Annotated in this window: 14 protein-coding genes and 1 riboswitch; of the genes, 12 read left to right on the forward strand and 2 right to left on the reverse strand. The window is 64.4% G+C overall.

The annotated features are described in order from the left end of the window. The first annotated feature begins 11 nt into the window (after nt 1-11). The 10 genes from KZO25_RS01470 (at nt 12) to KZO25_RS01515 (ending at nt 11,239) form a co-directional block, all read left to right on the forward strand. On the forward strand, nt 12-650 hold the full coding sequence (locus tag KZO25_RS01470; RefSeq protein WP_223135604.1) for a histidine phosphatase family protein: 639 nt from the start codon (nt 12-14) through the stop codon (nt 648-650). After that, entirely contained in the window at nt 602-1,078 is a 477-nt protein-coding gene (locus KZO25_RS01475) for a bifunctional adenosylcobinamide kinase/adenosylcobinamide-phosphate guanylyltransferase (RefSeq protein ID WP_223135605.1), read from the forward strand. The genes KZO25_RS01470 and KZO25_RS01475 overlap by 49 nt, the downstream gene beginning before the upstream one ends. Continuing rightward, a riboswitch (cobalamin riboswitch) is annotated at nt 1,078-1,320 on the forward strand. Its footprint overlaps the gene before it by 1 nt. Before the next feature lie 205 nt (nt 1,321-1,525). Further along, nucleotides 1,526-3,364, forward strand: a complete 1,839-nt coding sequence (locus KZO25_RS01480) for a TonB-dependent receptor domain-containing protein (RefSeq protein ID WP_223135606.1) — start codon at nt 1,526-1,528, stop codon at nt 3,362-3,364. A gap of 49 nt (nt 3,365-3,413) precedes the next feature. After that, entirely contained in the window at nt 3,414-4,280 is an 867-nt protein-coding gene (locus tag KZO25_RS01485; RefSeq protein ID WP_262488810.1) for a cobalamin-binding protein, read from the forward strand. 9 nt (nt 4,281-4,289) lie between these two features. Then, the gene (locus KZO25_RS01490; RefSeq protein WP_223135608.1) at nt 4,290-5,258 is read left to right on the forward strand and encodes a FecCD family ABC transporter permease; all 969 of its coding nucleotides are present in this window, start codon (nt 4,290-4,292) and stop codon (nt 5,256-5,258) included. Beyond that, nucleotides 5,258-6,025 (forward strand): ABC transporter ATP-binding protein, encoded by a 768-nt coding sequence (locus KZO25_RS01495; RefSeq protein WP_223135609.1) that lies wholly within the window; start codon nt 5,258-5,260, stop codon nt 6,023-6,025. The genes KZO25_RS01490 and KZO25_RS01495 overlap by 1 nt, the downstream gene beginning before the upstream one ends. A gap of 1 nt (nt 6,026) precedes the next feature. Then, nucleotides 6,027-7,352 (forward strand): cobyrinate a,c-diamide synthase, encoded by a 1,326-nt coding sequence (locus tag KZO25_RS01500; protein ID WP_223135610.1) that lies wholly within the window; start codon nt 6,027-6,029, stop codon nt 7,350-7,352. Nucleotides 7,353-7,355: 3 nt separating this feature from the next. Further along, entirely contained in the window at nt 7,356-7,967 is a 612-nt protein-coding gene (cobO, locus tag KZO25_RS01505) for a cob(I)yrinic acid a,c-diamide adenosyltransferase (RefSeq protein ID WP_223135611.1), read from the forward strand. A 4-nt stretch (nt 7,968-7,971) separates the two neighbouring features. Beyond that, complete coding sequence (locus tag KZO25_RS01510; RefSeq protein WP_223135612.1) at nt 7,972-9,438, forward strand: cobyric acid synthase; 1,467 nt, start codon at nt 7,972-7,974, stop codon at nt 9,436-9,438. Nucleotides 9,439-9,817: 379 nt separating this feature from the next. After that, nucleotides 9,818-11,239, forward strand: a complete 1,422-nt coding sequence (locus KZO25_RS01515) for a xanthine/uracil/vitamin C permease (RefSeq protein ID WP_066451151.1) — start codon at nt 9,818-9,820, stop codon at nt 11,237-11,239. A gap of 65 nt (nt 11,240-11,304) precedes the next feature. On the opposite strand, the gene nadE is transcribed toward KZO25_RS01515, so the two are convergent. Continuing rightward, the gene (gene nadE / locus KZO25_RS20200) at nt 11,305-12,645 is read right to left on the reverse strand and encodes an ammonia-dependent NAD(+) synthetase (protein ID WP_410505367.1); all 1,341 of its coding nucleotides are present in this window, start codon (nt 12,643-12,645) and stop codon (nt 11,305-11,307) included. A gap of 121 nt (nt 12,646-12,766) precedes the next feature. Next, the gene (locus tag KZO25_RS01530; protein WP_223135613.1) at nt 12,767-13,534 is read right to left on the reverse strand and encodes a glycerophosphoryl diester phosphodiesterase; all 768 of its coding nucleotides are present in this window, start codon (nt 13,532-13,534) and stop codon (nt 12,767-12,769) included. Nucleotides 13,535-13,672: 138 nt separating this feature from the next. Between KZO25_RS01530 and KZO25_RS01535 the strand changes: the two genes are divergently transcribed. Both KZO25_RS01535 and KZO25_RS01540 read left to right on the forward strand, forming a co-directional pair. Beyond that, nucleotides 13,673-14,233 carry a hypothetical protein gene (locus tag KZO25_RS01535; protein ID WP_066451147.1) on the forward strand — a complete coding sequence of 187 codons (561 nt, stop codon included), beginning with the start codon at nt 13,673-13,675 and terminating at the stop codon, nt 14,231-14,233. Nucleotides 14,234-14,350: 117 nt separating this feature from the next. Next, nucleotides 14,351-15,328, forward strand: a complete 978-nt coding sequence (locus KZO25_RS01540) for an NADPH:quinone reductase (RefSeq protein WP_066451145.1) — start codon at nt 14,351-14,353, stop codon at nt 15,326-15,328. Nucleotides 15,329-15,405 lie beyond the last annotated feature (77 nt).

Here is a 15,405-nt window from a genome sequence, read left to right on the forward strand (position 1 = left end):
GAGGAAGGATAATGGAATCGACAACACTGGAACTGGTGATCGTTCGGCATGGGCTCACAGACTGGAACCGCGAGCAGCGTTACCAGGGACAGCGCGACATCCCACTGCTGCTGCCCGATGCCCTCGATGCCATGGATCGGCTGCGGAGCCAGCTGGCCGGTGAGCGTTTCGAGGCGGTGTACTGCAGTGATCTTACCCGGTGCCGACAGACCCTGGCACATGTGTGGAGTGCCGGTGACGCGTCCTGCGAGCCTCGTTTCGACGCCCGGCTGCGCGAGCTCGATTTCGGTGACTATGAAGGCATGCGCTATGCGGACCTCAAGGACGAGCCGCTCTATCGGGAGTGGATCGACAGCCGTGGCGAGCAGGCCCCGCCCGGTGGAGAATCCACGGCACAGTTGCGTCAGCGGCTTGGCGCCTGGCTGACGGAGCTGTTTCAGGCCGCCGAGGCCGAAGGGCACCGCCGGATACTGACCGTGACCCATGGCGGGGTGATTCGCGAACTGCGCCGGCGCTTCGAGGCCATCGATTTCTGGGAGGGCAGCGTCAGCCAGGCCCAGGGGCGCCGGCTGATCTTTACCCATCGGCAGGGAGGCTGGTCATGCAGCTCTTCATCGGCGGTGCCTGCGCCGGCAAGCGTGCGGCCGTAGTCCGTCATTTTCCTACGGCTGCCTGGTATCGCCTCGATCCACAGGCAGGCTTATTCGACTGGCAGGCGGCACTTGAGCCGGGAGGGAGCCTGGTAGTAACGGGATGGCTCACCTGGCTGGAGGCGGCCCTGGTTCGGGAACCCGATGATGACCGACTACGGCATGAACTGGCCGCAGCCTTGGCGGTTATCCTTGAAGCCGAGCGTGATCTCGGGCTGACCATGATACTGGTTCTTGTCGAAATAGGGCGTGGAATCGTGCCGATGGGGCATCGGGATAGGCGCCTGCGCGATCTCGCCGGTTGGCTGGCCCAAGATGCAGCGTCACTGGCGGAACAGGTGTGGTTCGTGCGCCACGGGCTCGTTCAACCACTGCGCCAGGTCAATACTCGGGTGATTGAGATTGACGCCCCTCGGAGCGATTGCTAGCTTACGTCCACCTTTCAGGTGCCTCATCACGTTATCTGAGGTTAATCGGGAAGTCGGTGATCGCTCCGCTCTTCATGATGAACGGAGAACAATCCGACGCTGCCCCCGCAACGGTGATCGAGTCTGGGTCCATCATTGCGCCACTGTGCCCTGGCATGGGAAGGCGATGGTCCCGAAGCTGGCCTTTCTACATGCCGCTTCGCTCGTAAGCCCGGAGACCGGCCTGAGAGCTCAGGAAACGCACATCTGTCGATGAGCGGAATGACGCGTATCACTGCGCTTCGTCCGTTCAGTCATTCTTGCGGCGTTTCCCTTATGCCGGGTTGCGGTGGGCGACCAGGGGCAGGGCAGGCATGGTTTTCACGTTTTCCCTCTCCTCGTCCCTTCACGTCGCCCCGGCTTCACAGAGAAGACCGTGCGGGTAGGCACGGCGAGCAAGGGAATACCATGAAAACCAGAACCAACGCCTCTCTTGGCCTGGCTGCCTTCAGCCTGGCTGCACTTCCGCTGGCCGTCCAGGCTCAGACCACCACCGCCGAGCACGACGATACCGTCGCGCTCAACCCGATGGTAATCACCGCCACCCTGGCGCCGCGCACCGCCGACGAGACGCTCTCCTCCGTCACCTTACTCGACGAGGCCACCCTACGCCGCCAGGATCCTGTGAGCATTTCCGATCTGCTGCGTGGACAGCCAGGTGTGGACGTCAATACACGGGGCTCGTTTGGCAAGGAAAGTAGCGTGTACCTACGTGGCACCGGCAACGAGTCGGCGGTGCTTATGATCGACGGCATTCGGTTGCGCTCGGCCACGGCCGGTGGCGCCGCTTGGCACTATCTCGAGCCGCGGATGTTCGAGCGTGCCGAGATCGTGCGCGGCCCTCGCGGCAGTTTGTACGGTGCCGACGCCGTGGGCGGGGTGATACAGCTGTTCACGCCTGAGGCCGAGGAGGGCGGCCCGCACCCACGAATTTCAGCGGGCGGTGGCTCTTTCAACACCCAGCGCTACAGTGCCGGCTTCTCCGGCAGCGAGGGTGGCACCCGCTACAGTTTCGCTGGCAGCCATTTCAGTACCGACGGCACGCCGGTGCGCCGTGGTGGAGAGGACAAGGGCTACGACAACACCTCGGCACTGGCGCGTGTCGCCCATACCTTCGATGGCGGTGGTGAAGTCGGAGTGCTGGCGCTGCGGGCGCGCGGCAGTAACGAATACGACGGTGGAGAGATGGACTTCGTCCAGCAGGTCGCTGGAGTCTACGGTGAGCTACCGGTGACCGAGAGCTGGCGTAGCCGCCTGACGTTAAGTGAGTCCCGGGACGAGCTGGATAACCATGCGGAAGCTACTCAATGGGAGCCGGCCGGCACTTCCGTCATCGATACACGTACCCAAACCCTCCGCTGGCAGAACACCCTGAGCCTCGGTCTGCATGAGCTGGTAGCCGGTGCCGAGTACAGCGAAGATCGGGTTTCCGGGACAACGGATTTTGAGGTATCCAGCCGTGACAATGCAGCCGTCTTCGCCCAGGGGTTGGTCGACTTATCGCCCTTTGCGCTTCAGGCTGGCCTGCGCTATGACGACAATGAAGCCTACGGCGACGAAGTCACCGGTAGCCTGGCGCTGGGCTATGATCTGGATAGCTTCCATACGCTGCGAGCCAGCTATGGTACCGCCTTTCGCGCACCGACTTTCAATGACCTGTACTGGCCAGTCTCGGGCAACCCCGAACTCAACCCGGAAACATCCGAGACCGTTGAAGTGGGCGTGCGCGGACAGTACCAGCGCTGGTACTGGGACCTCGCGGCCTACCAGACCGATCTCGATGACATGATCGCCTGGGCGCCGACCGAGAGCGGTCCATGGGCACCTCAGAATATCGCCGAGGCACGCATCCGTGGTATCGAGCTGTCGGGGGGCGCCGAGCTCGGCGAATGGGCGCTGGCGGCGGCATTGACCTGGATTGATCCTGAAAATCGTAGCGAGGCCAATGCGGGTAATCGCATCCAGCGCCGTGCCAGCCAGAGTGCGAGGCTCGATCTGGACCGAGAGCTGGGGGAGTGGTCGTTGGGTGGCTCCTGGATCCTGCAAGGGCACCGATATGAGGACCCCGCCAACGAGGACCGGATTGGCGGCTTCGGGCTGGTCAATCTGCGTGCCGGCTGGCAGTTCGCGCCGCTATGGTCGGCTCGCCTCACCGTCGAGAATGCCCTGGACAAGGAGTACGAAACCGCTCGTGACTATCTCAGCTCCGGCCGTGCGGCCTTCGTCAGTGTTCACTTTGGTCAGTAACGGCCGGTTCGGCGGGGCCTTTGGCCCCGCTGCATTTTCCGCTACCTCGCTGCTCCTGGCCCTGCCATGGCTGGGCATCGGCGAGGCGCACGCCGAGTCGCTGTGCGCCATCGACGACCGGGACCGGGAGGTCTGCCTGGAAGCGCCGGCCACCCGCATTGCCGCGCTTTCGCCCGGCGCCACCGAGCTGGTCTACGCCGCCGGTGCGGGGAAGAAGGTGGTCGCGGTGGTGGCCTACAGCGACTACCCGCCCGAAGCGCAAGAGGTCCAGTCGGTGGGTAGCCACACCCGGATGGACCTGGAAGCCTTGGTGACCCTGCGCCCGGACCTGGTGATCGGCTGGATGACCGGAAACCCGCCCGAACAGCTCGAGACCATCGAGGCGCTCGGCATGCCGGTTTTCTACATCGAGCCTCGTGATGTCGAGGGCGTTTCCAGCGCCATCGAGCGACTGGCGATCTTGGCCGATACCCGGGAGGCGGGCGACCAGGCAGCCGCGGTATTTCGCGACGGCATGGCGGCGCTCGCCGAGCGATATGCCGATGTGGAGCCGGTGGGGGTGTTCTATCAGGTGTGGGATGAGCCGCTGATGAGCATCAATGATGAACACCTGATTGGCCAGGTGGTGTCCCTGTGCGGCGGTATCAACGTCTTCGGCGCACTGTCGCGACTGGTGCCGCGTATCGATGACGAGTCGGTACTGGCCGCTGATCCCGAGGCGATCGTCGCTGGCGGCATGGGTGAGGAGAACCGCCACTGGCTGACACACTGGGAGCAGTATCCGACTCTGACGGCGGTGGCCCGGGACAATCTCTTCTTCGTGCCGCCATCGCTGATCCAGCGCCCGACGCCGCGTCTGCTGGAAGGCAGCCGGATCCTGTGTGAGAAGCTGGAGGTGGCACGTGGCAGACGGTAGACCAGTCTGATGCGACAGTTGAGCTTGCCCCTGGGGATATTGCTGGCGGCATCGCTGGCGGCGCTGGCGTTGTCGGTCAGCGTCGGCAGCGTCAACGTGGCGGCCGGCGAACTATGGGCGGTGCTGCGTGGCGGGGGAGAGGCCCTGTCGCGCACGCTGGTCCTCGAATTGCGGGTGCCGCGCTCGCTGTCGGCTTTCGCCGTGGGCGGGCTGCTGGCGGTGGCGGGTGCGCTGATGCAGGTGCTGTTGCGCAACCCATTGGCCGATCCGTATGTGCTGGGGCTATCCGGCGGCGCGTCGGTGGGCGCCCTGGCGGCGATGTTGGGGGGCATGGGAGGCATGGTGATCTCCGGTTCGGCGTTTGGCGGCGCCCTGCTATCCACCCTGCTGGTATTCGGCCTGGCCCATGGCACCGGCAGCTGGACCCCCTCGCGGCTGCTGTTGACCGGGGTCGTGGTGGCCGCCGGCTGGGGTGCGGTCATCACCCTCATGCTGGCGATCAGCCCCGCCGAACGGCTCCCGGGAATGCTCTACTGGCTGATGGGCGATCTCTCCTACGCGCGCACACCCTGGCCGCCAATGACGCTGCTCATGGCAGTCTGTCTGCTGGTGATACCGCTGGGGCGAAGCCTCAACGTACTGGCGCGTGGGCCGCTGCAAGCTGCGGCGCTGGGGGTATCGGTTCGCCCGCTGGAGTGGTTGATCTATATTGCGGCAAGCCTGCTCACCGCCATGGCGGTAACCACCGCCGGTAGCATCGGCTTCGTCGGCCTGGTGGTGCCGCATATGCTGCGCCTGGTGCTAGGCAACGATCAACGCCTCATCCTGCCGGCCTGCGCTTTGGCTGGCGGTACCCTGCTGGTGCTGGCGGATACCCTGGCACGCACCATGATTGCCCCGGAGCAACTGCCGGTGGGCGTCATCACGGCGTTGCTCGGCGTTCCGACCTTCCTCTACCTGCTCTACCGGAGCCGCTGATGAGCCGTCTCGAGGCGAGAAAGCTGGTCATCGACGTGCCGGGCCGTGCCGACGGGCAGCCGCTGGATCTCTCTCTCGAGCCAGGACAGGTCTGGGGGGTGCTGGGTCCCAATGGCGCCGGCAAGACGACCTTGCTACACACACTGGCCGGTCTGCGTGCGGCGCGTGACGGCCAGGTGTCCCTCGATGATCGTCCGCTCTCCAGGCTGGGCCGCCGCGAGATAGCACAGTCGCTGGGCCTGGTGTTCCAGGATAGCCAGGATGGCTTCCCTGCCACGGTGCGTGAGACCGCTCTGATTGGCCGTCACCCTTTCCTGTCACCATGGCAGATGGAGAGAGGAGAAGACCTGCGCCTGGCCGAGGCGGCCCTGGCCCGCCTGGACGTGGCACACCTGGCCGACCGGCTGGTGAACACCCTCTCCGGCGGTGAGCGTCAGCGTTTGGCCATTGCCACGGTGCTGACCCAGGGGCCGAAGATATGGCTTGCCGACGAACCCACCAACCATCTGGACCTGCACCACCAGACCGCTGTCATGGCATTGCTCGCCGAGCAGGCCGCTTCAGGGCATGCGGTAATGATGTGTCTCCACGACCTCAACCTGGCGGCACGCTGGTGCGACCATCTGTTGCTGCTCTATCCCGGCGGCGAGGCCTGCTGGGGCCCTCGCGAGACCATGCTGGTGCCGAGTGCCCTGGAGCGGCTCTATGACCAGCCCCTGGCCACCGCCGAGATCGACGGTTCCCCCGTTTTCGTTCCTGCGAGGTGATATGACAACCACAACCATTCGCGGCGAGTGCCACGCCGCCTTGATCACCGCCCCAGGCTCCGGCCAGGGCAAGTCCATGGTCACCGCGGCGCTGGCGAGACTGCACCGCAATGCGGGCCGCAAGGTGCGTGTCTTCAAGCATGGCCCGGATTATCTTGACCCTATGGTGCAGGAAGTGGCCTCGGGCCAGCCGGTCTATCAGCTGCATCCCTGGATGACCGGCGAGGCCGAGTGTCGCTGGCGGCTGGCCGAGGCCGCCCGGGAAGCCGACCTGATCTTGGTCGAGGGCTCCATGGGGCTGTTTGACGGCGACCCGTCCAGCGCCGATCTGGCGATACTCGCCGGGCTGCCGGCGCTGCCGGTGATCGATGCCTGGGGCATGGCCCAGACCTTCGGTGCCGTGGCCCAGGGGTTGGCCAACTATCATCCCGGCCTGGCCATTCACGAGGTGATCGCCAACCGGGTCGGCAGCCCGGGCCACGGCAGGTTGCTGGCGGAGAGCATGCCGGAAGGGCTCACTCTGCTCGGTGCCATTCCGCGACATGAGGCGATGGCCATTCCCGACCGCCACCTGGGACTGGTGCAGGCCGGCGAACTCGCTGGCTTGGATGCGCAACTTGACGCTGCCGCCGAAGTACTCAAGGACGCGGGCCTCGACCGCTTGCCGGCACGGGTGACGCTCGAGGCCGAGGCCCCCGAGCCGCCGCCGCGCCTGCTCGATGGCGTACAGATCGCCGTGGCTCGAGACGACACCTTCGCCTTCCTCTATCGCGCCAACCTCGATCTGCTGACGCAGATGGGCGCCGAGCTGCATTTCTTCTCGCCGCTGGTCGAGTCCGAGCTACCCGCATGCGACGCCCTCTGGCTGCCTGGTGGCTACCCTGAGCTGCACGCGGCAAAGCTTGCTGCCAATGCGCCGATGCTTGGCGCGATTCGCGCCCATCGAGAGGCAGGAAAGCCGATCCTCGCCGAGTGCGGTGGCCTGATGGCGTGTATGGAGTCCCTGGTGGATGGTGAGGGGCGCAAGCATCCCATGCTGGGGCTGTTGCCCGGCACCGCACGCATGGCCGGCAAGCTGACGGCCCTGGGTCTGCAAAGCCTGGCCACCGAGAGCGGGGAGCTGCGTGGCCACACCTACCACCACTCGCTGCTGGAAACACCTCTCGAGCCGGCGGCCCACGCCCGGCGCCTGGCCGGCAGCCCTGCCGAGCCGGTCTATGTCGAAGGCAGGCTGGTAGCAAGCTATTTCCATGGCTATTTCCCTTCGGCGCCGGCATTGACCGCTGCCATCTTTTGCGGCGAACCGCTGCGTTTCACCAAGGAGTGACCCATGCGAGAGAATGCCAAGGACCCCCAGCGTCACGCCCAGCGCATGGCTGCCAAGCAGAAGATCATGCACGAGCGCATTGCCAGCGCCCAGAAGGAGCAGGGGCTGCTGCTGGTGCTCACCGGCTCCGGCAAGGGCAAGAGCAGTTCAGGCTTTGGCATGTTGGCCCGGGCGCTCGGCCACGGCATGAAGGTGGGCGTGGTGCAGTTCATCAAGGGGACGCGGGAGACCGGCGAGGAGGCTTTCTTCCGCCGCCAGCCTGGCGTCGAATACCACGTGATGGGCGAGGGTTTCACCTGGGATACCCAGGACCGTGAGCGAGACACCCGCGCCGCCGAGGCCGCTTGGGAGGTGGCCCGCGGCATGCTGTCTGATGCCAGCTTCGACCTGGTGCTCCTCGATGAGCTCAATATCGCCTTGCGCTACGAGTACCTCGATCTTGACCGAGTTCTCGATGATCTGCAGGCACGGCCGGAAATGCAGCACGCCGTGGTTACCGGTCGCTATGCCCCCCAGGAGCTGATTGAGCTGGCCGATACCGTGACCGAGATGAAGGTGGTCAAGCACGCCTTCAAGGAGCAGGGAATCAAGGCCCAGAAGGGAATCGAGCTTTAATCCCATGGCGACATTGATGATCCAGGGCACCACCTCGGATGCCGGCAAGAGCACGGTGGTGGCGGGGCTGTGCCGGGTATTGGCGCGGCGGGGCGTGTCGGTGGCGCCATTCAAGCCCCAGAACATGGCGCTGAACAGCGCGGTAACGGTGGACGGCGGCGAGATCGGCCGCTCCACGGCGCTTCAGGCGCTGGCGGCAGGCGTCGAGCCCCACAGCGACATGAACCCGGTGCTGCTCAAGCCCGAGAGCGACCGCGGCGCCCAGGTGATCCTGCGGGGCCGGGTCCTCGGCCACATGGATGCGCTGGACTACCACGCCTACAAGCGCACGGCGCGGGAGAGCGTGCTGGCGGCCTGGCAGGCGCTCTCTTCTCGATATGACGTTATCATCGCCGAGGGTGCGGGCAGCCCGGCGGAGATCAACCTGCGCGCCAACGATATCGCCAACATGGGCTTCGCCGAGATGGTCGATTGCCCGGTCGTGCTGGTGGGCGATATCGACCGCGGCGGCGTTTTCGCCCAGCTGGTCGGCACCCTGGAGCTCCTCAGCGAGAGCGAGCGCTCACGTACCCGCGGCTTCATCGTCAACCGCTTCCGCGGCGATATCGCCCTGCTCGAGCCGGGCCTCGACTGGCTCACCGAGCGGACCGGCAAGCCGGTATATGGCACGCTGCCCTATCTGCAGGGATTGTTGCTCGACGCCGAGGACAGCATCGGTCGCAGCGGCCGGGTGGGGCAGGGGTATATCCTCAAGGTGTTAGTGCCGGCGTTGCCGCGCATCAGCAATCACAACGACTTCGACCCGCTGCGCCTGCATCCACAGGTCGAACTCAGCTTTATCGGGCCGAATCAGGTCGGAACGGGCCGGTCCCTTCCCCCTGCAGACCTGATCATCCTGCCCGGCAGCAAGAGCACCCAAGCCGACCTCGCCTGGCTGCGCGCCCAGGGCTGGGAGGCGGCGATTCAGCGCCATCTGCGCTATGGCGGCAAGGTGCTGGGCATCTGTGGCGGCTTCCAGATGCTGGGCCGGATGGTTCACGACCCCGACGGGTTGGAAGGGCCAGCTGGCTCGTCGCCCGGGCTCGGCCTGCTCGATGTCGAGACGCGCATGGTGGCAGGCAAGCAGCTGCGCAACGTGAGTGGGCGCTTGCTACCCGAAGGCATGCCGATCAGCGGCTACGAGATCCACAATGGCATGAGCGAGGGACCTGCCCTGGCGCGCCCGCTATGTGAGCTGGACGGCCGACCCGACGGCGCGGTCAGCGACGACGGCCAGATCATGGGCACTTATCTCCACGGCCTGTTCGACTGTCCGGCAGCGTGTGAGGCGTTGCTGGCTCGCTGCGGGCTGGATGCCCAGGGTGCGGCGGTGGATCACCAGGCCCATCGGGAAAGTGAACTTGACCGGCTGGCCGACTGCCTGGAAGCGCAGTTGGACATGGCGGCCATCGAGCGCCTGCTTGGGGGCTGAATCCACGTCGCCCTCTCATTCTTTAGTTCTACACTCATTCCAGCCGGCTTTGTTGCTGTCGCGTTACCATAGCTTCTCGGCGGATTCAGTCGTCGGAGTCGTGGCTTGACGTTAACGTTAACTTCCCTAATTTTGCTGTAATCTTGTCGACAACTCCCCTCATATTTCTCGGTAAGTGCCCGCAGCTGCGGCGTTGGTGCCAGATCACCACGTTATATTCTGTAATGTTGTCGACAAGTTTCATCAGTTTTTCACTTGTCCATATGTCAGATGGTCGAATGTTGCGCCGCGTCAGACATGCGTACAACCGAGATCAGCCAAGAATAACAACAACCGACCAAGAGGACCGCTCAACAAACAGAACCGCTGAGGTGTCGACGTGCTGCTCAAACGCGAATACGGCCAGGAACATCCCTATTGGCCACTGGGACCCTTCAAGGTCCGCCTGCCCTTCATCCACTTCAAGTGGGCCATACCCGAAACCATCCAGGCCATGGTGATGTTCGTCATCTCCCTGGGGATGATCCCGCTGCTGGAGCAGTACCTGGGCGTGCCCTATGAGGTCGGCCTGGCATTCGTGGTGGTTTGCGGCATCGGCTTCATTCTTCCGCCGCTGTTGGGGGTACCGTTCATCGCCGGCTGGATTACCCCGGCAATACCCGTCGTGCTGCTGTTCATCGGCCAGTTTGAGCCAGGACCCGAGGCGATTCGTGCCATGGTGGCGCTGCAGCTGATGGTGACGGCGATCTTCCTGTTCATGGCCGTTACCCGGCTGGGCAGCAAGCTGGTCAACAACGTGCCGGCTTCGATCAAGGCCGGTATCCTGCTCGGCGCGGGCATTGCGGCCATCAGTGGGGAGATCGTCGAAGGCGGCCGGCTCTACAACACGCCGATTTCGCTGGGCATCGGCGGACTGATCACGCTCTACGTGCTGTTCTCGCTCTCCTTCCGCGATCTGGCCGAGAAGTATCGCTGGGCCCGCAACATCGTCGCCTTCGGCATGGTGCCGGGCATGCTGATTACCATGGCGATCGGCTGGGGTGTCGGTGAGTACTCGATGCCCACGGTGGAGTGGGGTATTGCTGCGCCCGATTTCGCCGGTATCTGGGCCTATCTGCCGTTCTCCATCGGTGCGCCGCCCATCGAGCTGATGGTGGCGGCAATTCCCACGGCGATCATTGCCTACATTATCGCCTTCGGCGATATCGTGGTGGGCCAGACGCTGCTCAAGCGGGTCGACCATCTGCGCCCGGACGAGAAGATCGAGGTGAATATCGACCGGGTACACCTGATCACCGGCCTGCGCAACCTGATGCACTCGCTGCTGGCCCCCTATCCCGGTCTGGCCGGGCCGCTCTTCACCGGTGGCATGGCAACGGTAACCGAGCGCTACCGCTACGGGCGCAAGACCATGGATACCATCTACTCCGGTACCGGCGTGTTCTGGATCGTCGGCTTCTTCGCCCTGTTCCTGCTGCCGCTGGTGACTTTCTTCCGTCCGGTGCTGCCGATCGCGCTCTCCATTACGTTGCTGATCACCGGCTATCTGTGTATCGCCGTGGCCGTGGAGCAGATCAAGAACGCCACCGCCATGGGCGTGGCGGGCATCATGGGGGTGGTGCTGGCCACCCACGGTGCGGCCTGGGGCCTGGGCATTGGCCTGATCCTCTATTTCCTGATCGAACACCGCGCCCGCGGCGCCCGCGAGGCTGAGGAGCAGGAGCCCATCTCGGTGGAGGACGACATGGTGGTGGAGCGGGACGAGGAAGACGCTGCGCACTCCCGGCCGGCGACGCAATGACCCCACGCTAGTCACGGCAAGCGGGCCGTCACCCAAGGTGTCGGCCCGCTTGCGTTGTAGCCTGTTCAGTCCGGGACGATCGGGAGATCGCGCTTGTGCGCGGTGCGTCTATAGGTGGTCACGATGGTCTCGAAGGCTTGTGAGGAGACCTCCCGGTTCTCGAGGAAGGCATCGATCTCCTCGTAGCTGACGCCAAGCGCCTCTTCGTCGAGCTTCTGGGGCGCGAGCGATTCGAGATCGGCGGTGGGTGCCTTGGTCACCAGTGCTTTTGGCGCACCCAGTTGCATCCCCAGCTGGCGCACTTGGCGCTTGTTCAGCCCGGTCAAGGGCGCTACGTCGCAAGCGCCATCCCCGTACTTGGTGAAGAAGCCCATCAGTGCCTCTGCGGCCTGGTCGGTGCCGATGACCAGGCCCCCCCGAGCGCCGGCCACGGCGTACTGGGCGACCATGCGCTGGCGCGCCTTGATGTTACCCAGCACGAAATCGCGCTGGCCGGCGTCTTCGATCGTCAGGCCGCCGCTTACCAGCGATTCCAGCAGCGTATCGCTGGCTCCCTGAATGTTCACATCGAACACGTCGTCAGGCTGGATGAAGTCCAGCGCCTTGTCGGCATCGTCGGCATCCTGCTGTACGCCGTAAGGCAGGCGCATGGCGATGAACCTGGCCTGCCCGCCCTGCTCGCGGCGCTTCTCCACGGCAAGCTGGGCCAGGCGGCCAGCTACGGTGGAATCGACGCCGCCGCTGATCCCCAGTACCAGTGTCGTCTGGCCGCTCTCCTGCATCTTCCGGCAAAGGAAATCGCGGCGCCGCTCGATTTCATGCTGGGGATCGATCTCGCTGCGGGCATGTAACTGGACACCGATGGCCCGCTGGCGGGCTTGCCGTGAGCGCGCCTCTTCCGAGCCTTTGGCTGCACTCTCCAGGCACAGCCGATGGTAGTGGGGAAGGCGTTCCAGGGCGTAGTGGGCCGCGGCAAGGCGCACCTCGTTTCGCGTGCCGTCGAAGCGTCGGGTTTCGCAATAATGATGGTGGTCGCCGTTCAGACGGAACGCCCAGGCAAAGCAGACGGTACCGATGGGTGTATCGTCGTCGCCAGGGTTGGGGCCGGCGATGCCGGTGTTGGCCAGAGCCACGTCGGCATCGTTGTTGTTCAGGGCACCGGCGGCCATCTCGCTGGCCACGGCCTCACTGGTCAAGCCGTGGCTCTCGATGGTGTCGAAGCTGACGCCGAGATAGCGGTTCTTCGACTGGGGGGAATAGACCCCGAGGCCGCAGTCGATGCTCTGGCCGCTGCCGGGAACCCGAGCGAGCTCCGAGATAATCAGGCCCGCAGTGCAGGACTCGGCGGTGGCGAGCGTGAGTTCATTGTCGATCAGGTAGTCCGTGATGCGATCCAGCAGTTCCATTGCCTCTTCTCCTGTTAGCCAACTCGCTTTATCAGCGTGGGATGCACCTCATATCGTAGGCCTCAATGGCCGATGTCGCCGGCCCATGATCCATGGGTCCTGCAGTCCTGGGTTCGGTTGGTCAAGCCAGGGCCGGGGGCGGTGCAATGCTGGCGAAACAGGGCGGATCATCGCTGATGGCGCTGTCGACGCCCCAGTCCCAATGGCGGGCGAAGGCAGCTGGGTCGTTGGGGGTATAGCAAAGTAGCCGGTAGCCGGCCGCCTTGATCTCCCGGGCGCGCCGGGCAGTGAGCCGTGTCCAGTCGGTATGAACGCTGAAGGCATCGAGCGCCTCGCAGCGAGACTGCCACTTCTGGGGAATACCTTCGGTCAGGATGCCGATCGGCAGGCGTGATGCATCGGCCAGCGACCTGGCGTATTGCAGCGAGGCCATGTCGAAGGAGGAGAGGATGATGCGTTCAGGGGGGAGTGCCTTGAGCAGGTGGGGAACCACGCTATCGGCCAGCTCGGTGCCACTGCGGTTGCGCCCGACCTTGAGCTCCAGATTGACCCCCATGTCCAGGCTCGCCAGCAGCTCCAGCATCTCGGCAAGGGTGGCCATGCGCTCACCGCGAAAGGCATCACTGAACCAGGAGCCAACGTCGAGCCCACGTGCCTCGTCCAGGCTGAGTCGGGATAGCTGACCATGGCCATCCGAGCAGCGCTTGAGGGTCGGGTCATGCCAGATCACCGGGGTGCCGTCGCCCAGCAGTTGTACGTCCAGCTCCACCCAGTGGCAGCCGGTGTCGAAGGCGGCACGTACGGCAGCCAGAGTGTTCTCGGGTGCGTGGGCGGAAAGCCCCCGGTGGGCGATAAGACGGGGCAGGGTGATGTCGGGATGTTGCGGCATTCAGTGACTCCGTGAGCGGCCTGACTAATCTATTGGCTACAGGTGACAGAATAGCGACTCTCAAGGTCCATGGCACGGGCGGAGACGAGCCTGATTGTGCTAGGCTTTCGGGCTTTGAACGATGCAGCGAGGCATGGCATGAAGGTGATGACCCCCGAGCGTGACGAGCAGCGCAATGCCTGGCTGGCCAGGCTCTGTGCCGACATCTACGGCCGAGAGGCAGGGCTGACGCCCCTGGTCACTTTTTCGGGGGTGCGGCAGGTACTCTTCGCTCATGAAGCCGCTCGCCTCTGGGGGCTGGTTGACGATCAGGAGCGTCCCGGTGCATTGGCGCTGCTGGTGCTCGACGAGTCGGGGACCGGCATGGTGCTGGGGCTGAGCGCATCGCCCAGCGGTGATCGTGAAAGTGAGCGACGGCTGATTCGTGAGCTTGCGCTCAAGGCGCCGCTGCGCGTGGAGGCAACTGACCCGGACACCGAAGCCTTTTACCGGCGCTGTGGCATTTCGCGCTGGTTTGCTGCTCCCGGTGGGCGCCGAATCGGCCTGGCCCAGGGGCACCCGGCACAGGCCATCAGCGACGTGGAACCGGCGTTGGATTTTGATGAGGCGGCGATCCTGCGGCGATTCAAGCACGATCCCCGCTTCTTCGAACAGGAGAAGGGCCTCTTCGTCGCTGCCTTGGCGGCATTTCCTGCCTGAGAATGGCTCGAGTGCGGCCACCGGTAGCCACGACCCTTGACCGTTGCCGTATTCGGCGTTTGGATAGGACTCTACCCTGACTAAACACCCATCAAACGAAGAAAGGAATATAGCGCCATGGCCAAGCGTATCCAGTTTTCCCGCACCGGTGGGCCGGAGGTTCTTGAACTACTCGAGGTAACCCCTGCCGAACCGGGACCCGGCGAAGTTCGCATCCAGAACCACGCCATTGGCCTCAACTTCATCGATATCTACTTCCGTACCGGACTGTACCCGGCGCCGTCGCTGCCGTCCGGCATGGGGACCGAAGGCGCCGGCGTGGTCGACGCCGTGGGTGATGGTGTGACGCACCTTGAGGTGGGAGACCGTGTCGCCTACGCCCAGGGTCCGCTGGGCTCCTATGCCGACTATCATGTATTGCCCGCCGCCAAGGTGGTGGTACTGCCTGAGGGCGTCGATGTGGAAACCGCGGCCGCCTGCATGCTCAAGGGGCTGACGGTTCAGTACCTGCTGCGCCAGACCTGCCCTCTCAAGGGTGGCGAGACGATTCTGTGGCACGCAGCGGCCGGGGGTGTGGGCTCCATTGCCTGCCAGTGGGCGAAGGCGCTGGGCGTAAAATTGATCGGCACCGTGAGTTCGCCGGAGAAGGCCGCTCTCGCCGAGAAGAACGGTGCCTGGGCGACCATCGACTATACCAAGGAAGACGTTGTCGAGCGGGTGCGTGAGCTGACCAATGGCGAGATGGTGGATGTGGTCTACGACTCTGTGGGCAAGGACACCTGGGAGATCTCGCTCGACTGTCTAAAGCCCCGTTCACTGATGGTCAGCTTCGGCAACGCCTCGGGAGCGGTCGAGGGCGTCAACATCGGCATCCTCAACCAGAAGGGCTCGCTGTTCGTGACCCGTCCCAGCCTGAATGGCTATGCCGACACCCGGGAGCGCCTGGAGATGATGGCCAATGAGCTGTTCGACATGCTCAAGAGCGGCAAGGTCACGATCGATATCGGCCAGAAATATTCCCTGGCCGAGGTGGGCAAGGCCCAGGAGGACCTGGCAAGCCGCAGGACCACCGGTTCCACTATCCTGATTCCCTGATCGGTATCGCCCACAACCCTTTCTGATTCGCCTTGCGCCGCCGGTTCCTATTCCAGGGCCGGCGGCGTCTTGTGTGC

This window comes from Halomonas sp. ANAO-440, from assembly GCF_019915905.1.
Lineage (GTDB): Bacteria > Pseudomonadota > Gammaproteobacteria > Pseudomonadales > Halomonadaceae > Halomonas > Halomonas chromatireducens.